Below are 22015 nucleotides of genomic sequence, written 5' to 3'. Positions count from 1 at the left end.
TGTCCATTGTGCGCGGGTCAAGGTGTGGGCATGAACCGCAATCGCCTCCTCGCCGGGCTGGCCGCCATCGCGCTGGCCGTCACCGGCATCGCCCTGCTTGCGTCGCCGGCGCAGGCCGCGACCCTGACCGAGGTCACCAACTTCGGCACCAACCCCTCCAACCTGCGGATGCACCTGTACGTGCCGAACACGGTCGCCGCCCGGCCGGCGGTCGTGGTGGCCGTGCACTACTGCACCGGCTCGGGCCCGGCGTTCTACTCGGGCACCGAGTTCGCCTCGCTCGCCGACCGCTACGGATTTATCGTGGTCTACCCGTCCGCGACCCGCAGCGGCAGCTGCTTCGACGTCTCCTCACCGCAGGCGCTGCGCCGCGGCGGGGGCAGCGACCCGGTCGGCATCATGTCGATGGTCAACTATGTCCTGCAGCACAACAACGCCGACCCGAATCGCGTGTACGTCACCGGCGCGTCGTCGGGCGGCATGATGACGAACGTCCTGCTCGGCGACTACCCCGACGTGTTCAAGGCCGGCGCCGCGTTCATGGGCGTGCCGTTCGGCTGCTTCGCGACCACCGACGGCTCGTCGTGGAACAGCCAGTGCTCCAGCGGCCAGCGCAACATGACCGGCCAGCAGTGGGGCGACCTGGTCCGGGCGGCGTACCCGGGGTACACCGGGGCCCGCCCGCGGATGCAGGTGTGGCACGGCACGACGGACACGACGCTCGCCTACCCGAACTTCACCGAAGAGATCGAGCAGTGGACGAACGTGCTCGGCATCAGCCAGACTCCGGTGTTCACGGACTCGCCGCAGCCGAACTGGACCCGCACCCGCTACGGCAACGCGAGCGCGCAGGCGCCGGTCGAGGCGATCAGCATCTCGGGCGTCGGGCACTCGCTGCCGCTGGCCGGCCAGGCCGCGATGGCGATCGAGTTCTTCGGCCTGACCGGGACGGGCCCGACCTCGCCGCCCCCGTCCTCCGCGTCGCCGTCGACTCCCCCCTCACCGTCGTCGTCGCCCTCGAACCCGGGCCCCGGCGGCTGCACCTCCACGGTCTCGATCAACCAGTGGCAGGGCGGGTTCGTCGCCACGATCCGGGTCGTGGCCGGCTCGTCCGCCACGAGCTCGTGGTCGGTGCGGCTGACCCTGCCCTCGGGCGCCACGATCACCAACGCCTGGAACGCCAACCGCAGCGCGAGCAGCGGCGCGGTCACGTTCACGAACGTGTCCTACAACGGGACGATCGCCGCGGGCCAGTACACCGAGTTCGGCTTCCAGTCGACCGGCACGGCCGGCACGCTGACCCCCACCTGCACCGCGTCCTGACCCGAGTGGTGCCCCGCCCGCCCGGCGGGGCACCCCCACCCCCACTCCCCCGCTCCCCCGGCTCCCCCGCTCCCCCGGGCCTCCGCCCTCCGCCCTCCGCGTCGATCTTGCAGTTGTGGTGCCGCGACACTCCCACAATGTCCGGGTTTGTCAGGCACCACAACTGCAAGATCGACGCGGAGGGAGGGGCGGTTATGGGATCAGGGTGATCTCCGGGGTCAGGTGGCGGTCGGCGCCTACCTTGCGGCGTGACCCGACCACCTCCAGCCGCAGCGTCGCGTGGACGTCGGCGCTCGACGCGCCCACCCGCAGCTCGACCTCGCCCGGCTCGACCAGCCGGTGGCCGGAGCGGCCCGGGTAGGACAGCAGGTCGGCGTGCAGGCCGACCACGACCGTCCGGCGCTCGCCCGGCGCCAGGTCGACCCGCGGCGCGGCCAGCAGCTGCACGACCGGGCGGGCAACCTCGGCGACCGGGTCGTGGAGGTACACCTGGACCACCGTGCTCGTCTCCCGGTCGGTCGGGTTCGACAGCGGGACGGCCAGCTCGACGGCGCCGTCCGTCGGCCAGCCGCCGGGCGCGTCGAGGACGACCTCGCCCCACTCGGCGCTCGCGTACGACAGGCCGTGCCCGAACGGGAAGAGCGGTGTCGGGTCGACCGTGCTCACGTCGCTGCGGCGGGCGAGCGGTGCGGCGAGGTACGTGGACGGCTGGCTGGCGCCCGCCGCCGGGAAGCTGACCGGCAGCCGCCCGGACGGGTTGACCCGGCCGGTGAGCACGCCGGCGACCGCCGCCGCGCCCTCTTCGCCCGGGAAGAAGCCGCAGACGGCCGCGGCCAGGCGGTCGATCTGGCGGGACAGCTCGTACGGGCGACCGACCAGGAGGACCAGCACGACCGGGGTGCCGGTGGCGAGCAGCGCCTCCAGCAGCTCCTCCTGGCGGCCGGGCAGGCGCAGGTCGGCGGCGTCGCAGCCCTCGCCGGAGGTACCGGTGCCGAACAGGCCGGCCAGGTCGCCCAGGACCGCCACGCACACGTCCGCCGAGGCGGCGGCCTCCACCGCGGCGGCGATGTCCGCGTCGTCGCCGCCCAGGACCGAACAGCCCAGCGCGTAGCTGACGTCGTGCGCCCCGCGCAGGCTGTCCACAATCGACGGCAGGTCGACGCCCGTCGGCACGTCGGGGTGGTGGACGAGGACGTGGCGGGGGAACGAGTAGCACCCCAGCTGCATGCTGGGGTCCGCAGCGCCGGGGCCGACCACGGCCAGGCGGGCGCCCGGGCGCAGCGGGAGCACCGGGGCGCCGTCCGCGACGGGCTCGTTGCGCAGCAGGACGACGGCGCGCTCGGCGAGGCGCCGGGCGAGGTCGCGCGAGGCCGGGTCGTCGACCTCGAAGTCGCCGGTGTCCAGCGCCGGCGGCTCGGGCCGCCAGTCGGGGTCGAGCAGGCCGAGCTCGCACTTCTGGGTCAGGATGCGGGCCACCGCCCGGTCGACGAGGGTCTCGTCGACGTGGCCGGACTCGATCGCCGCCAGCAGGGGCGGGCCGTAGCAGTTGACGCCGGGCAGCTCGACGTCGATGCCGGCGAGCAGGGCCTGGGCGGCGGCGTCGGCGCGGCTGCCGGCGACGCCGTGCAGGGTCTGCAGGAACGCGACCGCGAAGTAGTCGGAGACGACGGTGCCGGTGAACTGCAGCTCGTCGCGGAGCAGCCCGGTGAGGACGGTCGGGTCGGCGGCGACGGGGACGCCGTCGTTGTCGGTGTAGCTGTTCATGACCGAGCGGGCGCCGGCCCGCAGTGCCATCTCGAACGGCGGCAGCAGCACGTCGGCGACCTCGCGCGGGCCGATGGAGACCGGCGCGAGGTTGCGCCCGGCGCGCGAGGCGGAGTAGCCGGCGAAGTGCTTGAGGGTGGCCACGACCCCGGCGGACTGCAGGCCCCGCACGTAGGCGCTGCCGATCGTGCCGACCAGGTGCGGATCCTCGCCGATCGTCTCCTCGACGCGGCCCCAGCGCAGGTCGCGGGCGACGTCGAGGACCGGGGCGAGGCCCTGCTGGATGCCGAGGCGGCGCATGGTCGCGCCGATGCGGGCGCCCATCTCCTCGACGAGCGCCGGGTCGAAGCTGGCGCCCCAGGACAGCGGGCCGGGGTAGATGGTGGCCTGCCAGGCCGCGAGGCCGGTGAGGACCTCCTCGTGCATGACGGCCGGGATGCCGAAGCGGCCGGCGGCGACGATCTCGCGCTGCAGGCGGGCGACGCGGGCGGCGCCGTCGGCGGGGGCGATCGGGATGGTGCCGTAGGTCCGCGTGACCTGGCCGAGTCCGTGGCGGATGAGCTCCGGCCAGTCGACCGGCTCGGCGGCCTGGTCGTGCTGGTGCGGGGCGACCTCCCCGGCGGTCTCGTCGATGTTCAGCCAGATCCCGTACATCTGCGCCACCTTCTCGCGCAGCGACATCCGGGCCATGAGGTCCGCCACCCGCACCGCGACGGGCGCCGAGGCGTCCCGCCAGGTCCCGGCGGCGACGCCGCTGTCAAGTGTCACGCGTTAGCTCCAATTGCCCTGGTGGACTGCCGCACCACGAGGCTCGTGGTGAGGCGGACGTGCGTCGCCTCGACCTGCTCACCGCGCATCAGCTGGATGAGCAGGTCGATCGCGCGGTGGCCCATCTCGTGGATGGGTTGCTCGACGGTGGTGAGGGCCGGCGTGGCGAGGGCGGCCTCGGGCACGTTGTCGAACCCGACGACCGACAGGTCCTCCGGGACCCGCAGGCCCATGCCGACCGCGACCTCGATCGCCGCGATGGCCGAGATGTCGTTGGCCGCGAAGATCGCGGTGGGCCGGTCGGGCCCCGCCAGCAGGCGCCGGGCGGCCTCGGCCGAGGCGTCCGGGTCGTAGTTGCCGACCTGGATGAGCGCCTGGTCGATGGGCACGCCGGCCGCGCGCAGCGCGTCGGTGTACCCCAGCTCGCGCAGCTTCGCCGACTCCAGGTCGGGCCGGCCGCTGAGCATCGCGATGCGCCGGTGGCCGAGGTCCAGCAGGTGCTGGGTGCCCAGCCGCGCGCCGAGCAGGTTGTCGGAGTCGACGGTGGGCAGCCCGCTCGGGCCGGCGTGCGGGTCGACGGCGACGACGGCGGTGCCGTAGTCGACGTCGACGACCGTCGGGGTGACCAGGACCGCGCCGTCGATGAGGGTGCCCGACAGCCGGGAGAGGTAGCGCTGTTCCCAGCCCGCGTGGTCGCTCGACCGGCCGCCCGCGGAGTACACCACGAGCTCGTACCCGGTGCCCTTGATCGCCTTCGCCGCGCCCTTGAGCAGCTCGGTGCTGAACGGCTCCAGGTCGGCGACCAGGATGCCGATGACGTTCGTGCGGTGGTTGCGCAGGCTCTGCGCCACGAGGCTGGCCTCGTAGCCCAGCTCGCGGATGACGCTCTGCACGTGGGCGCTGGTGGCCGCGGAGACGCCGTAACGGGCGTTGAGCACCTTGGACACCGTGGCGACCGAGACGCCGGCGGCGACCGCGACGTCCCGGATCGTGACGCGGGAACTGGGTTTCACGAGGGCACAATAGCTTCCGATAACGTTATCAACAACGATTGACAAGAGTTGGAACTAAGGCGGAGACTCTGGCGGCATCGAGGGCCGAGCGCCTAGCTCGCCCCGCCCCCGTCAGGAGATGATCACTTTGAACGTCCGCCTGAGCACCCCACGGAGGCTGGCAACGATCGCCATCGCATTGACGATGGCCCTGCCCTCCCTGACCGCATGCGGCGACGACGAACCAAGTTCCAGTGACCCCAACGCCCCCGTCACCCTGACCTGGTGGCACAACGGCGCGCAGGACCCCGGCAAGAGCGTCTGGCAGGGCATCGCGGACGAGTACAGCAAGGCCCACCCGAACGTGAAGTTCCAGGTGGAGCCGACGCAGAACGAGGCACTGAAGACGAAGATCTCGGTGGCGCTGCAGTCGCCGACCCCGCCGAACATCTTCCAGCAGTGGGGCGGCGGCGCCCTGGCCACGCAGGTCGAGTCGGGCAAGCTGTACGACATGACCGCCGACACCAAGGACTGGATCAGCTCCATGGGTGCGTCCGCCCAGGGCTGGGCGGTCGACGGCAAGCAGTACGGCATTCCCTACGACCTGCACGTCGTCGGGTTCTGGTACCGCAAGGACCTCTTCGAGCAGGCGGGCATCGCCGCCCCGCCGAAGACGATGACCGAGTTCAACGACGCGGTCACCAAGCTCAAGGCCAAGGGCATCACCCCGGTCTCCCTCGGCGGCAAGGACAAGTGGCCGGACGCGTTCTGGTGGTCGTACTTCGCGATCCGCGAGTGCTCGCTCGACGTCCTCAAGAACACCGTGAAGAGCCTGAAGATGGACGACGCCTGCTTCGTCAAGGCCGGCGAGGACCTCAAGAAGCTCATCGACTCCAAGCCGTTCCAGGACGCGTTCCTCGGCACCCCCGCCCAGCAGGGCGCCGGCAGCTCGGCCGGCCTGGTCGCCAACGGCAAGGCCGCGATGGAGCTGCAGGGTGACTGGGAGCTGCCCACGATGATCCCGCTCACCGAGGACAAGGACTACGCCAAGAAGCTCAGCTGGTTCCCGTTCCCCGAGGTCGAGGGCGGCAAGGGCACCCCGGGCACCGCGCTCGGCGGCGGCGACGGGTTCTCCTGCAGCGTCAAGGGCGGGGCGGCCTGCGCCGACTTCCTGAAGTACATCGCCAGCACCGAGGTGCAGACCAAGCTGGTCACGTCGAACACGGCGACGCTGCCGGCCAACCCGGCCGCCATCTCGGCGATCCAGGACCCGTCGCTCAAGACGGTGCAGGAGGCCCTCAACAAGGCGCCCTACATTCAGGTGTACTTCGACCAGGCCCTGCCCACCAGCGTCGGTCAGGCCCTCAACGACGCCATCGCCGACTTCTTCGCCGGCAAGGGCAGCCCGCAGGGGATCGTCGACGCGTTCAACAAGGCCGTAGCGAACAAATGACCAGAGTGGGTGACCCCGCCGTCTCGGCGGGCCCCGACACGACGGCCGGCCGCGAGCACTCGCGGCCGGCCCGCCGCCCGCGTCGCGGCAGCAAGCGCCTCGAACTGGCGCTGCTGCTGACCCCCGCGCTGGTGCTCTTCGTCGGGTTCGTGCTGCTGCCCATCGCGGTGGCGATCTACTACAGCTTCTACAAGTGGACGGGCTTCAGCCCCCGCACGCCGTACGGCTTCGGCAACTACCAGCGGGTGCTGGAGGACGAGGTCTTCCGCAGCGCCCTGTGGCACAACATCATCATCGCGGTGCTGTCGGTCGCCGTCCAGCTGCCGCTGTCGATCGGGCTGGCGCTGCTGCTCAACCGCAAGATTCGTGGCCGGGCGGTACTGCGGCTGGTCGTCTTCATGCCGTACGTGCTCTCGGAGGCGGTGACGGCGGTGGTGTGGCTGCTGATGCTGCAGCCGGGCGGCTTCGTCGACCAGGCGTTCAAGGCCGTGGGACTGGGCGGGCTGATCCAGGAGTGGCTCGCCGACGGGAATCTCGTGCTCTACACGCTGTTCGTCGTGATCACCTGGAAGTACATCGGCTTCGGCATCATCCTGCTGCTCGCCGGCCTGCAGAGCATCCCGGCCGAGCTGCGGGAGGCCGCCGCCACCGACGGCGCCTCGTCCTGGCAGACCACGCGCAGCATCGTGCTGCCGCTGCTCGGCCCGACCATCCGGATCTGGATCTTCCTGTCCATCATCGGGTCGCTCCAGCTGTTCGACATCGTCTGGATCATGACGCTCGGCGGCCCCGCCAGCGCCTCGGCGACGATGGCGACCTACCTGCTCGACCACGGCTTCAACCGGTACGAGTTCGGCTTCGGCAGCGCCGTCGCGGTCGTGCTCTTCGTCGTGTGCTTCATCTTCGCGCTGATCTACCAGCGCTTCGCGCTGCGCCGGGACACCGACGGCGCGCTGACCCGGATGGTGGGGTGACCGGCGTGGCCGCTGCAACCGCTGCAACCTCGTCAACCCGGCGGCGCGCCGCCGCCCTGACGCTCGGCACCCCGTTCACGTACCTCACCGTGCTGCTCGTCGTCGGCATCACCGTCATCCCGCTGCTGTTCACGATCCTCGGCGGTTTCCGGACCAACGCGCAGATCAACAACGCCCCGGCCGGCTGGCCCGACCCGTGGGTGCTGTCGAACTTCACGGACGTGTTCACGTCCGAGGTGTTCTGGAACGCGATGGGCAACAGCGCCGTCATCGCGGTCATCGCGACCGGGCTGACGCTCGTGGTCGGCTCGATGGCGGCGTTCGCGTTGTCGCGGTACAGCTTCACGGGCCGCGAGGGGCTCTACACCCTCTTCACGATCGGCCTGCTGTTCCCGGTCACCGCGGCCGCGCTCCCGCTGTACCTGCTCCTGCGGGAGCTCGACCTGCTGGAGACCTCGCTGGGCGTGGCGCTGCCGCAGGCCGCGTTCGCCCTGCCGATCACGATCGTCATCCTCCGCCCGTTCATGGCCGCCATCCCGGGCGAGCTGGAGGACGCGGCCGCGATGGACGGGGCGAGCCGCCTGGGCTTCTTCTGGCGGATCCTGCTCCCGTTGAGCCGCCCGGCCCTGACGACGGTCGGCATCCTGGCCTTCGTGACGAGCTGGAACGCGTACCTGCTGCCGCTGCTGGTGCTGAGCAACCCGGACAACTTCACGCTCCCCCTGGGCGTGGCCGCGTTCCAGAGCCAGTACTCCCAGGACACCGCGAAGATCCTGGCCTACACGGCGGCCTCGATGATCCCGGCCGTCGGCTTCTTCGTCTTCGCCGAGCGCCACATCGTGGGCGGCCTGACCGGCTCCGTGAAGGGCTGACGCCCGCACCGCGGAGACTCCGGGGACCGGGCATCGGCGGCCCGGTCCCCGGCGCGGGTCCAGGCCCGCCCTGGCGGCGACGCCCGGTTCCCGGGCTTCGCACGCTCAGCCGGGCGGTCCTGCCGGCAGTCCGCCAGCGGCGGCACCACCCCACCCGGCACGGCCACGACACCGTCGGCCGGCCGGCCGGCCGACGAAGGAGTTGTATTGCATATTGCCGATTCCGGCCGGAAAGCCCCTGCAGCCTTTCGGGTAGCCTGGCGTCCGTGACTATGACGGTACGGTCAAGCCATGGCTGCGAACGATGTCAGCCATGCGCTCGACTATTCCGTCCCAGAACTCAACGATTTCAGGACCCTGCATGAATGCGTACTGCGAGGAGACAGCGGGACGCCCTGAAGCAGACCTGTTGCCGTGGGCAATGATCTCGCCGTTGTTGTTCACAAAGAGTTGGCGGCGACCGCGCCTTTCCTGACGGTTGTTGTGAGGCCATCCAACTTCGACGGACCACACCCACTCATGGATACCAACGGGCCAGCCATAGCCATCGGCTGCCGGATCGTCGACCTCGATCACCTTGCCACGCCAGTTGGTTTTGGTCGCCGTTGCCCGGAAGTAACGATTCGGCGGGCTGAACCCTTCGCTCGTCAGTAGTTCGGCCATCACGCGAATGCGGTTCCTGGCGTTTGCACACCTGGCCGCGATATCGTCGATGCGCTCCTTGGTGACTCGAAGGCAGAGCCCGCAATGTCCGCCGATGGTGCCGTGCGACAGGCAGAATGCGGCACCGCCCGGCACCTGGCAGCCCGGGTTCGAGCATCGCGCGATCGCAACGACACCGCAGTTGTCGACCTGACACGTTGCCACCATCGATCCTCCTCTGCGGGTCCGATCAGTGTGGTGCTGTATTGGTCGAAGACAACGCTTGAATCAATTGCCCGATGTTGCAAACGAATTTCCGGCGTCAGGACGCTACGTCCCAAAGATCAGCAATAGTAGGACGACCCCAGCGGCCACGCCGCCGATGATCATCGAGAGATGGGGGCTTGCACCGACGGCAAAAGGAGATGACGCCGACAACGGTCACCGCCTTCACTCATCGGCCGGCCACGCGTAGATGATCCGACATGCCTCTGCCGGAACGAGATCGGATATTCAGCCCACACTCAAAGCCGTGCGGACCTGAGCCGTCACACCAAACGTCCAACGCGTGGCTGCCCCGGCAACCAGGAGCTTCCCCTGATCATGGGGTGAGCCGGCTCCGGCGTGGAAGTTTCCGTCCTCGCAACGACGCAGCAACGTCCGGGGCGGGATCAGTGCCGGCACGTGAACCCGATCAACGGGGCGTCGACGGCAGTAGGCCGCGTGCGGGGTGCTCGAACCCCGCACGCGGCCTCTGTGCGAACAAGAAAGGGGTCCCGGGTCCGGCCATCCCTCCGGACCCGGGACGTGGAGGGGACGTCAGCGGCGCGGAGTCTGCGGGATCCGCGTCAGCGGGGTCGACGCCAGCAGTGTGCCCTGGACCGTGCGCAGGGACTTCTTCGGCTGGTAGTTGGCGTCCCACAGGCAGCCCGCGCCCTCGGGCGGGTTCTTGAACCAGTTGGGAATCCAGGAGTACTTGTCCGTGAAGCCCCACACCGTGAAGGACAGGCAGTGGCGGTTCATCAGGCACGCCTGCAGCAGGACCCAGTGGTTGTAGGCCGCGGCCTGGTCGCGCGACGCCTCGTCGGCCGAGTTTGCATCGACGGTCGGGTCGTCGGCGTTCTTCATCAGGCTGCGCACGTCGACCTCGGTGAAGGCCACCGCGAGGCCCAGGTCGGTGAACCTCTCCAGCGCCTCACTCGCCTGGAACACATCATAGTTGCCATAGCGCGTCCCCAAGTGCCCCTGGCTGCCGACCCCGTCGATCGGGACGCCCTGGGCGCGCAGGCGCTTGACCATGTCGTAGACGAACTGGGTCTTGTCGCCGGGGCCGCCGTCGCCGAACGCCTCGAGGTTGTAGTCGTTGTAGAACAGCAGCGCCTTCGGGTCGGCGGCGCGGGCCCAGCGGAACGCGTCCGCCACGTAGTCCGGGCCGAGCGTGTCCGCCCACTTCTGCTTGAACGAGCCCGTGTTGCCGCCGAGGTGGATCGCGCTCGGCGTCTCCCACGGATCGCTGACCGCCTCGTTCACCACGTCCCACTGCCAGATCTTGCCGCGGAAGTGCGACACGACGGTGGTGATGTGCTGCCGCAGCAGGGCACGGGCCTCGTCGCGGCCGATGCTGCCGTCGTCGATGCCGGCGCTGAGCCAGCCGGGCAGCTGGCTGTGCCAGGTCAGCACGTGGCCGCGGACCAGCTGGCGGTTGCGGATCGCCTCGTTGACGAACGCGTCGGCCGGTCCCCAGTTGTAGACGCCGCGGGTCGGCTCGAGGCTCTCCCACTTCATCGCGTTCTCGGCGGTGACGGTGTTGAACTGCTGGTTGACCATCGTCTTGTACTGCGGGTCACCGGCATCCGCATAGGCGTTCAGGTCGACGGCCGTGCCGATGTACAGGTTGTGCCGCGCGGCGAGCGCCTTCAGCGACTGGTCCTGGGGCTTCGGCGGGCGGGGGCCGTGGGCGGAGGCCGACACGCTGCCGAGCGACGCGGCGACCACCACGGCGCACGCGCACGCGGTGGCCATTCGTCGTAATCTCATCGATGCTCCTAAGGGGGAAAACGGTGCTTCTGTTTCCCTCAGGCGACCGTTCGCCACGGCTACCGTGCTCGGATCACCCAGGGAAATCCGGGTGCGGGAAATGTTTCGGACCGTTTCCCGAAACGCTATTGTGCGGCGAGTTTCGCCGTCAAGAGTGACGTATGGGAATTCGTCGAAACATTTTCCGGGGAATATCCGATCCGGAGCTATTTCGAAAAGCCCACGGCCCGGCCGGACGACGGGCAGATCATGCCCGGTTCCAGTCCGCGGGCGCGCAGGCCGGCGACGATCCGCGGCACGGCCGCGACGGTGGCCGCGTAGCCGTCGTGCATGAGCAGCACGCCGCCCGGCTCCAGCGCGCCGGCGGCGGCGACGATCCGGTCGGTGTCGGCGCCGTTCCAGTCCCGCGTGTCGGCCGTCCAGAGGACCTCGGTGAGCCCGAGCCGCGCCTCGGCGGCGCGGACGGTGGCGTCGGTCTCCCCGTACGGCGGGCGGAACAGCCGCGGCGCCTCGCCCCAGAGCCGCTCCAGGACCGCCTGGGTCTGGCCCAGCTCGGCGGCGACCCGGGCGGCGGGCAGCCCGGGCAGGTGCGGGTGCGTCCAGCTGTGGTTGCCGATCCACATGCCGGCGTCCCGCTTGGCGCGCACGAGGGCCGGATGCGCCTGCGCGTTCCCGCCGATGTCGAAGAACGTCGCTCTCGCCCCGGCGTCCCGCAACGCGTCGAGCAGCGCCCCGGTAGTGACCGGATTCGGCCCGTCGTCGAACGTCAGCGCCACATAGGAGTCGGACGTCCGCGCCGCACCGGAGTCAAACGTCCGCGCCAAATAGGAGTCGGACGTCCGCGCCACATTGGATATGCTGTCTTGATAGTCATTCACGACGCCGGGCGGAATGGATTTCGGAACTTTTCGAAATTGATTGACGGCGCTGCCGCACGACCGTGACCGGGCCGGGAAGCAGCCGGCCCCACACGTCCAGATACGCCCGAGCCTGGTGCTCCCAGGCGAGCACGTCCGCGAACCGCCGCCGGCCGCAGGCGCGCATCGCGGCGCGCCGCGCCGGATCGTCCAGCAGCGCGTCGAGCGCGGCGGCGAACTCGGCCGGGTCCCCGGTCGGCACGTACACCGCCGCGTCGCCCGCGGTCCGCCGCGTCTCGGTCAGGTCGGCCGCGACCACCGGCACGCCGCGCCCGAGGTACTCGACCGTCTTGGCCATCGTCGACCGGTCGTTCATCCGCGTCGGCAGGTCGGGCTGGATCGCCACGGTCGCCGAGCGCAGGAGCGCGTCGACCTGCGGCCCCTCCAGCCAGCCGGCGAACTCCACGACGTCGCCGAGGCCGCGTTCGGCGACGAGCCTGGTGAGCGCCGGCATGCTCTCGCCGTCGCCGGCGATGGTCAGCCGCCAGCCGGTCCGCCCGCGCCGGCGGGTCAGCTCGTCGGCCGCGAGCACCGCCCCCTCGACGTTGTCCTGCGGCCCGAGCACGCCGAGGTACACGATCCGGTGGTGCTCATCGGCCCGCGGGGCGGCCGGCCCGATCTCGTCCGCGGACGGGCCGTTGCGCACCACGGTCACCTTCCGGGGCGGCACGCCGCGGCGCAGCGCGTTCTCCCGGAACGACTCGTTGGTGGCGATGACCGCGGTCGCCGTGCGCAGGGTCAGCCACTCGAAGAGGACCAGGATCCGGTAGGCCCAGCCCTTGGCGTCGCCGCCGCCGCGCGTGGCGAGGATCTCGGGGCAGAGGTCGTGGTGGTCGAACACCCAGGGCCGGCGCAGCGCCCGGAACACCAGCGCCAGCGGCCAGTACACGTCGGGCGGGTTGCAGACCTGGACCGCCTGGGCGCGGCCGCGGGCCACCTCGCCGGCCAGCCGGACGGCGACGCACACGAAGGACCACACGAACTCGACGGCGAAGGTGACGACCCCCGACCCGTACAGCAGCAGCGGGTACGGGCGCAGCCGCACGTTGCGGCTGCCGGGCAGGGTCCGCAGCGTCCGGTCGCCGCGCGGCGCGATGACCGTCACCTCGTAGCCGCGGGCCTCCAGGCTCAGGCTCTCCCGGATGACGCGCCGGTCGCGTTCGGCCGGCAGGTTCGCGACGACGATGGCGATGTGTGTCCGGCGGCGGGCCATCGGGGTCACCTGCTCGCCGCGCGGTCGAACACGACCACCGCCGTGCGGGCCAGGATGCGCAGGTCCAGCCAGAGCGACTTGTGGTCGGCGTAGTAGACGTCGATCTGCAACGCGGTCCGGTAGTCGAGCGTGCTGCGGCCGCTGACCTGCCACAGTCCGGTCATGCCGGGGCGCACGGCGAAGCGCCGCTCGGCGCTGGGTGGAAAGAACGCCGCCTCCCACGGGACGTACGGGCGCGGGCCGACCAGCGACATCTCGCCGCGCACGACGTTCCAGAGCTGCGGCAGCTCGTCGATGCTGCACTCGCGGAGGAACCGACCGACCGGGGTGATCCGCGGGTCCCGGGCGAGCTTGTAGATGCCCGGTTCGCCGCCGGTCGGCGGCTCGTCGGCGGTGAGCTGCGCGCGCATCAGCCGGCGATGCTCGGCGTCGTCGTTGTCGACGTACATCGTGCGGAACTTGAGCATCGTGAACACCTCGCGGTGCAGCCCGACCCGGTCCTGCCGGAAGAGGACGGGACCCCGGCTGGTCAGGGCGACCGCGACGGCGGTCGCCAGCAGCAGCGGCGCGAACAGCACGATGAGCACGAGCGCCGCCACCGACTCCACGAGCTGCCGCGCCGACCGCCTGGGCAGCCGCCGCAGCAGACCGCGGCGCCAGGCGGGAGCGGCGAACTCAACCGCCAAGCTCGGTCACCCCCCGTGACATACGACCCGACGAGTAGGAACGCTGTCGCAGTCGGTAACCGGTCCGCAAGAATCGTTCCGGGAAAACCTGTGTCGTATTGCTTACACCGGTCCCACGGTGACGTCGGCCGATACCGCGCCGGGACGGTCGACAGCGAGGTGCACGGTCAGCGTGACGTCGACGGCGTTCAGGCGAAGTCCCAGGCGGTCGCGCCGTGCGGCTCGGCGGTGGCGACACCGTGGGCGGTGCGCACGGTGAGCCGGTAGAGGTACCACGGGGCCGGCCCGGCGCTCGGCGCGCTGTAGGGCGCGGCAGACCCGTACCGGTCGAGATTGCGGGCCGAGATCGGTTCGGTCATGGTTCCAGTCCTACCATCTTCGCCGTGACCCCGATCGGCTCCGGGCGGTTCGCGACGCTGTTGCACGCGTACGGCCCCGCCACCGACACCCCAGGCCGCGTACGCCATCGGCGCCTGCGGTGCGGCCCCGGAGGCCACCGCGCTCGGCCCGCGCCTGCACGGCCTCGCCGCCGACGCCGGCCCGGACGAACGGGCCACGCTGGTGCTGGGACCCCACGAACGGCAACGCGTCCCTGTCGTTCCGCGAGGCCGGCCTCCCCTACGACCGCGAGGCGTGCCGCGCCCTGCTCTAGGACCGCCGTCACCAGCACCACCGTCGTGAGTGCCGCCGTTCGCTGTGGCTACGACGTCGCCCGGCGGTAGCTCGGCGGCGTCGGCGGCGTCCATTCGAGCACGTCGCGCGGCCAGTGCTGGAGCCGGGCACCCGCTTCGTAGGTGGTCTGGGCGAAGTCGAGGATCGTCTGGCGCGGGTTGTCCGCCCGCCGGACCTCGTCGTAGCTCAGTACGAACTCGCCGAGTCCGGCGTCGAAGGACGCCGACGGCGGGCTGATCGGCTGGTCCCGCACTCCCGGCGGCTCCGGGTAGGTGTAGGAGTAGAAGACCGGCTGGTCGACGCGCATGCCGTTGACCCAGGTGCCGCCGGGCCAGAAACCGAGCGAGCTCTGCTCGGCGGTGTACGTGAACCGGGTGATCGTGTCGGCGTCCGGCGGCGGCTCGGTGGGCCGGCCGGAGTAGCGGGTCGTGGCGAGGTCGAACGAGCCCCAGTAGAACTGGACCGGGCTGGCCTTGCCGGCGAAGAGGGCCCGGAACTCGTCGAAGATCCCCTCGACCTGGCACAGGACGTGCCAGTACCGCTCCGCCTGGGCCGGGTCGTACGTCGAGTGGACGGTGTCCTGGTCGAAGGGGATCGGATCCGGTACCTCCACCGGGATGGTCCAGATCGGCACGTGCAGCCCCAGGTCGTCGAGCGCGGCCATCGTGTCGGTGTAGAAGTCGCGCACGGACCCGCCCAGCGCGACGGTGCGCCGCTGCCCGCCCTCGGCGTCGATGTGGAGCACGTGGTCGATGAGGTCGAGGTCCATCTCGAAGGTGCGCGCCGGGTGCGGGATGGCCGCGGTCCGCAGGCCCCTGGCGGAGAGCTCCAGGGCGACCTGCCACCAGTGGTTCGTCATGGGCCGCAATGCCAGCGAGATCTTCCCGATGATCTGGGTGTACATGTGCAGCGTGTCGTACGTGGGTTCCCAATCGGTGACCGGGAGGGCCGCCCAGCGCTGCCGCTGACTGGTCATCTCTGGCCTCCCTGCAGTGCGACGTCGGTTGTTGCCGTCGGAACCAACAGGGCTGCCCGAAACGGACCCGATCATGCGCCGGTGCCGGGCGGGCCGGTGGGCGCTCAGCTGTCGACCAGCTCCTGCTCGACGTTCGCGGGCAGGCTGTCCATGAACGAGCTGACCGAGAAGACGGCGTGGCCGGGGCCGGGCGGGCCGTAGCCGGGCGGGCTGGACAGGCCGTTCGCCGCCATGGTCGCGCGGTAGATCTCGAGGAGCCGGATGTGGTATTCGAGGGGTGCGCCCTCCGGGTTGGCCTTGCCGAGCGGGGTGGTCGGCTCGGGGCACCACGTCGTGAACCGCGGGGTGATGCCGCGCGACATGAAGTACTGCAGCCCCTCCGCGGTCGAGTCGATCGCCTCGTCGACGCTGGTGAAGCCGGCCGGGGCGGCCATCTCGACGCCGGCCACGAAGTTCGGGATGACGTTGCGCGGGCCGAAGACCTCGGCCGACTCCAGGATGCGGCGGTGCCACTCCGCGCGGCCGACGTAGCGCTCCTTGCCCGGGCAGTACAGCTCGAACAGCCGCTTGTCCCACACCTCGTAGTTGGGGTGGTAGATCTGGATGCCGTAGTCCTTGAAGCGCTGCACGTCGGCCCGCGGCAGCGCCTGGGCGACCACCTTGCCGATCCAGCGGCCCGGGAAGCGCTCCTCGATCGCCTGGGCGTACTGGCCGTAGAAGTCGGCCTCGGCCTTGCCGCCGACGTGTGAGGTGATGCTGCCGCCGGTCAGGGTGTACGCCTTGGACGTCTTCCCGGTGTCGTGGCGGTCGATGATCTCCAGCGCCTCCAGGATCTCGTCGACCGGCTTGACGCCGGTGTACGGGCGGCCGGCCGCCTTGTGCTGGCGCCAGTTGTGGTTGATGTCGCAGTACTGGCACTCCTCCTTGGCGCCGAAGTACTGGCAGACGCGAAACGCCGTCAGGTAGATCAGGTAGCCCCACTGGATGGTCGGGGCGACCTCCATGACCGACTTGCCGTTGGCGAGCGTGTGCCGGTAGTACTCCGGCATCGGCGGCAGCCCGACGTCGGCGATCGGCCGGCCGTCCAGGTGCAGGCGCAGGCGGCCGTCGTCGTCCGTCCGCACGCGGTACGGCGACGCCGGGTTGGTGCGGACCGAGACGACCGTGCGGCGCAGCCCGTACGGCCCGCCGGTGAGCACGATCTCCTCCGGCGGCCGGCGCAGCGCGGCGGTGCCCAGCTCGGGCAGCGTGCGGTGGTCGAACGAGAAGATGAAGTACGACTTCGGCTTGACGTCACCGCCCTCGTTGTCGGTGAGCGCCGAGTCGTCGAAGGCCAGGCCGCCACGCAGCAGGTCCTCCTTGATCACGGCCTCCCGGGGCACGTGCGGAAACCGGCTCATCAGGTCCTCGACCAGCTCTGTACGCGATGCCATGTGCGGCCCTCCCTCAAGAGCATCTTCCCGCACCACGGCGGCACCGAACGTCGGGCTGTGAGCACCGTCTCCCCGCCGTTGACCTCAAGTTCGGTTGAGGTTTTAGCGTACCGGAATGTTCCTGTCATCCCTGCTCCGCCCGCGGATCGTCGTCAGCGCCCACTGCGACCTGCCCTGCGGGGTCTACGACCCGGCCCAGGCGCGCATCGAGGCCGAGTCGATCCTGATGATCAGCAAGAAGTACCAGGACAGCGCCGACGCGGAGTTCCGGACCCGCGCGCTGGTCGTCAAGGAGCAGCGCGCCGAGCTGGTGAAGCACCACCTCTGGGTGTTGTGGACCGACTACTTCAAGGCGCCGCACTTCGAGCGGTACCCGCAGCTGCACGGCCTGTTCAACGAGGCGACCAAGCTCGCGGGCGCCGGCGGCGCGAAGGGCTCGGCCGACCCGGCGGTGGCCGAACGGTTGCTCAGCGCGATCGACGAGATCGCGAAGATCTTCTGGGAGACCAAGCAAGGCTAAATCCCTGACTGTTCGACTGGACCGTGCTGGCTACGCTGAGCCGCGTGAGCGCGCTCGTACCCTTCACCGACAACGTCCGCGACCTGTCCAACCAGCAGGGTTACCAGTTCGAGTTCCGCTGCGAGCGGTGCGGGAACGGGCACCGGTCGGCGTTCAGGCGCGACACGGTCGAGACCGGGCGGAAGGTGCTGCGGGCGGCCGGGCACGTGCTGGGCGGGTTCACGCAGCGGGTCAGCCGGACCGTGGACCAGTGGCAGTACGACCGGACGAGCAACTCGCCGGCCAAGGACCGGGCGCTCGCCGAGGCGGTCGAGCGGGCGCGGCAGGAGTTCCGGCAGTGTCGCGGGTGCGGTGACTGGATGTGCGCCGCGATGTGCTGGAACGACGAGATCGGGCAGTGCCTGCGGTGCGCGCCCGTCGTCGCCGAGGAGGTGGCCCGGGCGCAGGCCGCGGCGCAGCGGGACCAGATCCGGGAGCGGGCCCAGCAGGCGGACTGGACGGCCGACGTGGACATGAGCGCGCGGGCCGTGGTGGCCTGCCCGTCGTGCGGGAGCAAGGTGGACGGCGGGCGGTTCTGCTCGGCCTGCGGCTCGGCGCTCGCGCCGCGGGTGCGCTGCGGCGGCTGCGGCAGCGAGGCCAACCGTATCGGCGCGCTGTTCTGCATGGACTGCGGCCAGAAGCTGCCCTGAGGCTGCTCCGACCGCAGTCCGCGTGCGGGGTGTCTAGGCGTAGGTCTCGAACTCGGCGACCTTCGGCGTGCCGGTCGCGCTCGTGATCTCGAAGGTCACCTTCTTCATCGAGGTGCGGCTGAACGTGATGACGCCCGCGCCGGTGCCGGAGGCGAGGACCGTCCCGGTGTCGGCGTTGAGGACGCGCCAGTTGCGGATGACGCCCGTCGAACCGGACGCCTCGCGGATGTTGATCCGGGAGACGGCGGTGGCGGAGCCCCACTTGATGGAGATGGATCCGGTGGTACCGCTGGGCGACCAGTACGTGCTCATGTTGCCGTCCCGGACGTCGCCGTAGCTGGTGCCGTCGGCCTTGCTGGACCCGTCCGAGCCGGCGCCGATGCTGAGGTTGGTGCCGCCCTGGGTCGGGCCGGGGGTCGTCGGTCCCGGCGTGGTCGGGCCGGGCGTCGTCGGACCGGGCGTCGTCGGGCCGGCGGTCGGGCTGGTCGGCGTGCAGCTGCCGTTCGAGACCTGCAGGCCCTTGTTGGCGCCGGCCGTCGCGGTGACGACGCTCGGCACGCACGAGGCGCTGTCGAGGGCGAACGAGTACGGGATGCTGACGCTGGTGTTCGACGTCGGGTTCGGGCCGGCCGGGTTGTTGTCGGTGCCCGGGCTGGACCAGGTCACGGCGTCGAAGATGTTGCCGTTGACCTGCCAGTAGCCGGCCTCGCTCGTGTAGAACGTGCCGATGACGTCCTTCGAGCTCTTGAAGTAGTTGTTGTCGATGCGCGCCCGCGCGCCGGCCCGGGAGTTGATGCCCGACTCGTTGAGCTGCACGTAGTAGTTGTTGTAGATGTGCGCGATGCCGCCGCGCAGCAGCGGGGTGCGGGAGTCGATGTTCTGGTACAGGTTGTGGTGGAACGTGATGTAGCTGTTCCCGCGGTCGCTCTCGCTGGACCCGATGAGTCCCCCACGGCCGGAGTTCTTCAGGGTGCTGTAGGACAGCGTCACGTACTGCACGTCGTCCTTGAGGTCGAACAGGCCGTCGTAGCCCGCCGACTCGCCGCCCGACGCCTCCAGCGAGACGTGGTCGACCCAGACGTTGCGCACGGTGCTCTCCATGCCGATGGCGTCGCCGCCGTTGGAGGTGGGCGAGCCCGACTTCTTGACGTTCCTGACCGTCACGTTCTGGATGATGATGTTGCTCGAGTCGCGGATGTGGATGCCCAGCTGGTCGAACACCGCGCCGTTGCCGACGCCGATGATCGTGACGTTGCTGATCTCCTTGAGCTCGATCTTGTCGGCGGCGGTGTTGCAGCTGCTGCCGGACACCTTGGTCGTGTTGCCGTGGTTGATGGTGCCCTCGACCTGGATGATGATCGGGGTGCTGCTGCTGGCCCGGTTGCACAGGGCGGCGTGGATCGCCGTCCCGCTGGTGGCCTTGACCGTCTGCCCGCCGGCGCCGCCGGTCGTGCCGCCGTTCTGGGTCGCGTAGCCGGTGACGCCGCCGGTCGCGGCCGATGCGTCGGGGATCGCCAGGACCACACCGACCGTGGTCCCGACGGCGGTGGCGGCCGCGGCCAACGCCACCTGCAGTCGCCGTGCGACTGGTCGTCTCATCTCGTCTCACCTTCGTCGTCGCGTGCTGGGCGTGTGCTTGTGGCTCGCGCCGGGGCGGCGGCGTGATCCCGGTGGACCGGCCTGGCGTTGGCGGCGCCATCCGGCTTGGAAAGCGCTTGCCGGGGAAAGCGCTTTCCTGTGGTTGCCTGATCGCGAGGATAGGGTGACGTCGATCGGTCGGGCAAGGTCTTGCCCGGATTGCGGGGTTTTGCCGCGGTAGTTTCAGGCTGTTTTCATGGCCGGCGACAGGTACGCGGTCGGCACCCGGAACCCGGCGAGCCACGCCGTGAGCCGCGCCGCCTCGTCGTCGAGCGCCCGCCGCGCGGCCGCCGGCACCGGCTCCACCAGCCGGACCCGCACCACCCCGGCGTCGTCCTGCACCCAGCAGCCGACCACGCGACCGTCGACCCAGGCGGTCGTGCCGGCGTTGCCGCGGCGCTCGAAGAGCAGGTCGCGGTGCGGCCCGAGGTAGAAGTCGCGGCCCTGCCAGCCCATGACGGTCGGGTCGAGCACCGGGAGCAGCGCCACCCACGGGCCGGGGTCGGGCACCTCGGCGAGGTCGCCGGGCAGCAGCCAGCCCGTGGCGCCGCCGTCGAGCGAGACGGGGACCGCGTCGAGCCCGGTGAGCGCGGCGCGCACCACCGTCTTCGGCGCGCCCAGCCACCAGGCCAGGTCGTCCTCCGTGCCGGGACCGAAGGAGTGCAGCCAGCGGCGCACGAGCTCGCGCCAGCCGTCGCCGGCGCTCCACCGTTCGGCCGTCTCGCCGAGCCAGTGCCGCGTCAGCGTCCACCGCGGGCGCGAGGTGTGCCAGCCGCCGGTGTTGGCGCCGCGCACGACGTCGCCGGTCGCGCCGAGCTGGGTGAGCACCCGCGAGGCGGTCCACGGGTCGGTGGGGGTGACGGTCACCTTGACGTCGATCATCGGTACCGCCTGACGCAGCTCACCCGCCGTGCGGCCCTCCGGCGCGTCCGCGAGCGCGGCCAGCACGCCGGCGCGGGCCCGGTCCAGCCAGTCGCCGCCGTCGCCGGCGATCCCGGCCGCGACCACATCCTTGGCCATCCGGGAACGCTCGGTGGCGGCGACGCGGGCCGACGCGCTGGGCCACACCGCGGGCAGCAGGTCGCGCGGGAACACGAACAGGGTGCGGCGCATGGCGAGCTGCTTGACGAGGGTGCGCTCGTCGTAGAGCGCCCGGTCGACGTCGCCGGCCGTGAGCGACGCGACGCGGGCCCAGCAGCTGAGGTACACCGTCGCCGGCTCGGTGGCGTGCAGCACGGTCATCGCGCGCGTCGCGTCGTGCGGGGATCCGCGACGGTGCCGCGGGGCGAGTGCGTGGCGGACCGCCAGCCGCGCCCGCCGCTCGTCGTCGGAGACGTGGCGCACGCCGGTCAGCCGTGGACGACGGTGACGCGCTGCAGGACGAGGGAGACCTTCGGCTCGCCGTCGCCCCGGCCGTGGTCGTCGGCCGCGACCCCGCCCCGGGCCACCTTGCCGGTGAGGTCCATGCCGCGCGTCATGGTCAGCACCCTACGGCACCACGACACCACGCAGGGATTGGCTTGACCACTTGGCCTCCTCGTCAGTACGGTCACGGGCATGCGACTCGCCCGACTCGGCCCCATCGGCGCCGAACACCCCGTCGTGTTCGCCGCCGACGGGACCGCCCACGACCTCACGCCGCTCACCGCCGACCTCGACGGCGCGTTCCTCGCCGCGGACGGGATCGCGCGCACCCGCGCCGCGCTCGACGCCGGCGAGCTGCCGGTGGTCGACCCCGAGGGGCTGCGGGTCGGCGCGCCGGTCACCGGCATCGGCAAGATCGTCTGCATCGGCCTCAACTACGCCCGGCACGCCGCCGAGTCCGGGGCCACGCCGCCCGCCGAGCCGGTCGTGTTCATGAAGGGCGCCGACACGGTCGTCGGGCCGGACGACGACGTGCTCATCCCGCGCAACAGCGTGAAGACCGACTACGAGGTCGAGCTGGCGGTCGTCGTCGGGCGCAAGGCGCGCTACCTCGACAGCCCGGCCGACGCGGCCGCGCACATCGCCGGCTACGCGATCAGCAACGACGTGTCCGAGCGCGAGTTCCAGCTCGAGCGCGGCGGCCAGTGGGACAAGGGCAAGAACTGCGAGACGTTCAACCCGCTGGGCCCGTGGCTGGTGCCCGCGGACGGCATCGCCGTGCCCGAGCTGCGCCTGCAGTCCTGGATCAACGGCGAGGCGCGCCAGGACGAACGGGCCGCCGACATGATCTTCGACGTGCCGCACCTCGTCTGGTACCTCAGCCAGTTCATGGTCCTGCACCCCGGCGACGTGGTGAACACCGGGACGCCGGCCGGCGTGGCGATGGGCCTGCCCGGCCAGCCGTACCTCCGCGCGGGCGACGTGATGGAGCTGGAGATCAGCGGCCTGGGCCGCCAGCGCCAGACCTGCGCCTGACGCCATCACCTGACGCCTGGCCGGGCGCCCGGCCGTCCGAAAAGTT

20 protein-coding genes are annotated in these 22015 nt (G+C 70.9%); 7 read left to right on the top strand and 13 right to left on the bottom strand.

Translation table 11 applies throughout. The annotated features are described in order from the left end of the window. Nucleotides 1–30 precede the first annotated feature (30 nt). On the top strand, nt 31–1323 hold the full coding sequence (locus tag IEZ31_RS34285; RefSeq protein WP_190254209.1) for an extracellular catalytic domain type 1 short-chain-length polyhydroxyalkanoate depolymerase: 1293 nt from the start codon (nt 31–33) through the stop codon (nt 1321–1323). 192 nt (nt 1324–1515) lie between these two features. Here the strand turns inward: IEZ31_RS34285 and IEZ31_RS34280 are convergent, their stop codons facing one another. Together IEZ31_RS34280 and IEZ31_RS34275 are read right to left on the bottom strand one after the other, a co-directional pair. Next, entirely contained in the window at nt 1516–3855 is a 2340-nt protein-coding gene (locus tag IEZ31_RS34280; RefSeq protein ID WP_229836092.1) for a beta-glucosidase family protein, read from the bottom strand. Next, a complete protein-coding gene (locus tag IEZ31_RS34275; protein ID WP_190254208.1) occupies nt 3852–4868 on the bottom strand; it encodes a LacI family DNA-binding transcriptional regulator in 1017 nt (338 codons plus the stop codon). The genes IEZ31_RS34280 and IEZ31_RS34275 overlap by 4 nt, the downstream gene beginning before the upstream one ends. Nucleotides 4869–4986: 118 nt before the next feature. On the opposite strand from IEZ31_RS34275, the gene IEZ31_RS34270 reads away from it, so the two are divergent. The 3 genes from IEZ31_RS34270 to IEZ31_RS34260 are packed head-to-tail and all read left to right on the top strand — an operon-like array spanning nt 4987 to nt 8146. Next, complete coding sequence (locus IEZ31_RS34270) at nt 4987–6300, top strand: ABC transporter substrate-binding protein (protein ID WP_190254207.1); 1314 nt, start codon at nt 4987–4989, stop codon at nt 6298–6300. Further along, complete coding sequence (locus IEZ31_RS34265; RefSeq protein ID WP_190254206.1) at nt 6297–7274, top strand: carbohydrate ABC transporter permease; 978 nt, start codon at nt 6297–6299, stop codon at nt 7272–7274. The genes IEZ31_RS34270 and IEZ31_RS34265 overlap by 4 nt, the downstream gene beginning before the upstream one ends. Nucleotides 7275–7279: 5 nt before the next feature. Next, nucleotides 7280–8146: a carbohydrate ABC transporter permease gene (locus IEZ31_RS34260; RefSeq protein WP_229836091.1), complete on the top strand. Its 867-nt coding sequence runs from the start codon at nt 7280–7282 to the stop codon at nt 8144–8146. 270 nt (nt 8147–8416) lie between these two features. Here the strand turns inward: IEZ31_RS34260 and IEZ31_RS34255 are convergent, their stop codons facing one another. The 8 genes from IEZ31_RS34255 to IEZ31_RS34220 all read right to left on the bottom strand — a co-directional run bounded on the left by IEZ31_RS34255 (nt 8417) and on the right by IEZ31_RS34220 (nt 16722). Next, entirely contained in the window at nt 8417–9016 is a 600-nt protein-coding gene (locus IEZ31_RS34255; protein ID WP_190254204.1) for a hypothetical protein, read from the bottom strand. Nucleotides 9017–9607: 591 nt separating this feature from the next. Continuing rightward, nucleotides 9608–10825: an endo-1,4-beta-xylanase gene (locus IEZ31_RS34250; RefSeq protein ID WP_190254203.1), complete on the bottom strand. Its 1218-nt coding sequence runs from the start codon at nt 10823–10825 to the stop codon at nt 9608–9610. Nucleotides 10826–11031: 206 nt separating this feature from the next. Then, entirely contained in the window at nt 11032–11673 is a 642-nt protein-coding gene (locus tag IEZ31_RS34245; protein WP_229836090.1) for a polysaccharide deacetylase family protein, read from the bottom strand. Between the two features lie 22 nt (nt 11674–11695). Beyond that, a complete protein-coding gene (locus IEZ31_RS34240) occupies nt 11696–12955 on the bottom strand; it encodes a glycosyltransferase family 4 protein (RefSeq protein WP_190254202.1) in 1260 nt (419 codons plus the stop codon). A 5-nt stretch (nt 12956–12960) separates the two neighbouring features. Next, nucleotides 12961–13641: a sugar transferase gene (locus IEZ31_RS34235; RefSeq protein WP_229836089.1), complete on the bottom strand. Its 681-nt coding sequence runs from the start codon at nt 13639–13641 to the stop codon at nt 12961–12963. A gap of 188 nt (nt 13642–13829) precedes the next feature. Beyond that, nucleotides 13830–14000, bottom strand: a complete 171-nt coding sequence (locus IEZ31_RS34230) for a hypothetical protein (RefSeq protein ID WP_229836088.1) — start codon at nt 13998–14000, stop codon at nt 13830–13832. Between the two features lie 341 nt (nt 14001–14341). Next, nucleotides 14342–15289 carry a DUF5996 family protein gene (locus tag IEZ31_RS34225; protein WP_190254201.1) on the bottom strand — a complete coding sequence of 316 codons (948 nt, stop codon included), beginning with the start codon at nt 15287–15289 and terminating at the stop codon, nt 14342–14344. A gap of 104 nt (nt 15290–15393) precedes the next feature. Next, the gene (locus IEZ31_RS34220; RefSeq protein WP_190254200.1) at nt 15394–16722 is read right to left on the bottom strand and encodes a radical SAM protein; all 1329 of its coding nucleotides are present in this window, start codon (nt 16720–16722) and stop codon (nt 15394–15396) included. 115 nt (nt 16723–16837) lie between these two features. Here IEZ31_RS34220 and sodN point away from each other — a divergent pair, with 115 nt between their 5' ends. Both sodN and IEZ31_RS34210 read left to right on the top strand, forming a co-directional pair. Beyond that, complete coding sequence (gene sodN / locus IEZ31_RS34215; RefSeq protein WP_190254199.1) at nt 16838–17242, top strand: superoxide dismutase, Ni; 405 nt, start codon at nt 16838–16840, stop codon at nt 17240–17242. Between the two features lie 44 nt (nt 17243–17286). Next, the gene (locus IEZ31_RS34210) at nt 17287–17931 is read left to right on the top strand and encodes a zinc ribbon domain-containing protein (RefSeq protein WP_190254198.1); all 645 of its coding nucleotides are present in this window, start codon (nt 17287–17289) and stop codon (nt 17929–17931) included. Nucleotides 17932–17964: 33 nt separating this feature from the next. On the opposite strand, the gene IEZ31_RS34205 is transcribed toward IEZ31_RS34210, so the two are convergent. The 3 genes from IEZ31_RS34205 to IEZ31_RS58310 all read right to left on the bottom strand — a co-directional run bounded on the left by IEZ31_RS34205 (nt 17965) and on the right by IEZ31_RS58310 (nt 21047). Further along, nucleotides 17965–19530: a pectate lyase family protein gene (locus IEZ31_RS34205; RefSeq protein ID WP_190254197.1), complete on the bottom strand. Its 1566-nt coding sequence runs from the start codon at nt 19528–19530 to the stop codon at nt 17965–17967. 222 nt (nt 19531–19752) lie between these two features. Beyond that, nucleotides 19753–20913 (bottom strand): winged helix DNA-binding domain-containing protein, encoded by a 1161-nt coding sequence (locus IEZ31_RS34200; protein WP_190254196.1) that lies wholly within the window; start codon nt 20911–20913, stop codon nt 19753–19755. Nucleotides 20914–20918: 5 nt separating this feature from the next. Then, entirely contained in the window at nt 20919–21047 is a 129-nt protein-coding gene (locus tag IEZ31_RS58310) for a hypothetical protein (RefSeq protein WP_268241709.1), read from the bottom strand. A gap of 79 nt (nt 21048–21126) precedes the next feature. Between IEZ31_RS58310 and IEZ31_RS34195 the strand changes: the two genes are divergently transcribed. After that, nucleotides 21127–21969, top strand: coding sequence for a fumarylacetoacetate hydrolase family protein (locus IEZ31_RS34195; protein WP_190254195.1), 843 nt, complete (start codon nt 21127–21129; stop codon nt 21967–21969). Nucleotides 21970–22015 lie beyond the last annotated feature (46 nt).

Origin of the sequence: Dactylosporangium sucinum, assembly GCF_014647515.1 — a bacterium.
GTDB classification, from domain to species: Bacteria; Actinomycetota; Actinomycetes; order Mycobacteriales; family Micromonosporaceae; genus Dactylosporangium; species Dactylosporangium sucinum.
Note: the sequence above shows the minus strand (reverse complement) of the source record. Positions and strands in the feature narration are given on the sequence as shown.